The sequence below is a fragment of the Spirillospora sp. NPDC049652 genome (assembly GCF_040675125.1).
Taxonomy (GTDB): Bacteria; Actinomycetota; Actinomycetes; order Streptosporangiales; family Streptosporangiaceae; genus Spirillospora.
In genome coordinates this window covers 1-1508 of the sequence record NZ_JBFAOF010001353.1, presented here as the reverse complement: position 1 = coordinate 1508, position 1508 = coordinate 1, and the positions used below count along the sequence as shown (strand labels likewise).

General features: G+C 76.9%; 2 protein-coding genes. One reads left to right on the top strand and one right to left on the bottom strand.

The genetic code is table 11. The features are described 5' to 3' along the window. The coding region (locus AB0J52_RS40140) for a hypothetical protein (RefSeq protein WP_500188426.1) at positions 1–1017 on the top strand (1017 nt) is incomplete at its 5' end. Positions 1018–1077: 60 nt separating this feature from the next. Here the strand turns inward: AB0J52_RS40140 and AB0J52_RS40135 are convergent. Further along, a partial coding sequence (locus tag AB0J52_RS40135; protein ID WP_500188425.1) for an ATP-binding protein occupies positions 1078–1508 on the bottom strand: 431 nt, incomplete at its 5' end.

Here is a 1508-nt window from a genome sequence, read left to right as displayed (position 1 = left end):
ATGCCCGCGCGCTCCCCCGACCAGACGCCGGACGCGCCCGCGCTGCACGCCCAGCCGTACGAGGCGGCCGTCCCGGCGGAGAAGTACCGGCGCCCGGACCCCGACTTCGAGTACGAGGCGCTGACGGCGGCGCTGCCGAAGGTGGAGTCCGGCGACCTGGACGCCGGACTCGCGCTGCTGGCCGGAACCCGGGACGCCCCGGAAAACCGGTGCCTGGCGGCCGTGCAGCTCGGCGAGGCGGCCGTCCCGCACCTCGACCGGCTCACGGAGCTCGCGGCGGCGCGTCCGGACGACCCGGAGGCACAGCTCTGGCTCGGCGCGGCGCGCATCACCCACGCGTGGCAGGCCCGGACCGGTGGTCTTGCGGAGAACGTGGACGCCGTCCGGTTCCACGCCTTCTGGCGGCGGCTGGCCCTGGCGGGCGAGCCGCTGTACCGGGCCGCCGAGCTGCTGCCGGACGACCCCGCCCCCTGGGAGCGCCTCCAGAGGCACGCGATCGGCCTCCAGCTCGGCCGTCCCGAACTCGACCGGCTCTGGGACGAGACCGTGCGGCGCGCCCCCGCCCTGTACGCCGCGCACCAGACCCGGTTGCAGGCCCTGTGCCGCAAGTGGTGGGGCTCGGACGCCGAAGTCCTCGCGTTCGCCGAGCGGGCGGCGGCGGACGCAGGCCCCGGCGACCCGCGCGCCGCCCTGCTCGCCGAGGCCCATGTGGAGATCGCCGTCCACCTGGACCGCGACGGCGACACGAGCACCGCGTCGCTGGCCTACCTCAGCGGTCCGGACGTGCACTCGGCGATGGCGCGCGCCGCGGACCGCTGGGTCGAGACACCCTCGCGGCACCCCGCCGCGCCCCGCGCGCACAACGAGTTCGGGACGGCTTTCTACTACGCGGGCGACTTCGAGCGCGCGCGCCGTCACCTGAAGCTGGCGGGTGTGGTCTTCCCGGGGGCGTCGGCGAGGGCGATGCGCCGCCACCTGGGTCTCAAGCCCCGCCACATCCGCCGCCCGGCCCGCTGACGGCTCAGCGCGGGACGGGCCGCTGACAGCTCAGCGCGGGACGGGCCGGAAGCGGACGGGTCAGTGCGGGAGGGCGAACCAGACGGCCTTGCCCGGGACGGGCGCGCCGAGGCGGGCGGTGGTGCGGACCATGCCCCAGCGCCCTTCGGAGAGCTCGCGGACGATGGCGAGGCCGCGTCCGCAGTCGCCGGACGTCCAGGAGTAGCCGGGCAGGTCGCAGGGCAGCCGGTCGAAGATGGCGCACCGGATCTCGGCGCCGGCGCCGGGCGGGCCGCCGGCCGTGTAGAGCCACAGCTCGTGCGGGCCGTGGTCGCCGGCGTGCTGGAAGGCGTTGGTCGCCAGCTCGCTGACCATGAGCTGCGCGTCGGAGCAGCGGGCGCGGTCGACGCCCAGCTCGGCGAGCGCGTCGCGCAGGACGGACCTGGCGTAGCCCGGGCAGGCCGGGCCGCCGGGCAGCACCCAGACGCGGCCGTCCCGGACGCCTTCGGCAC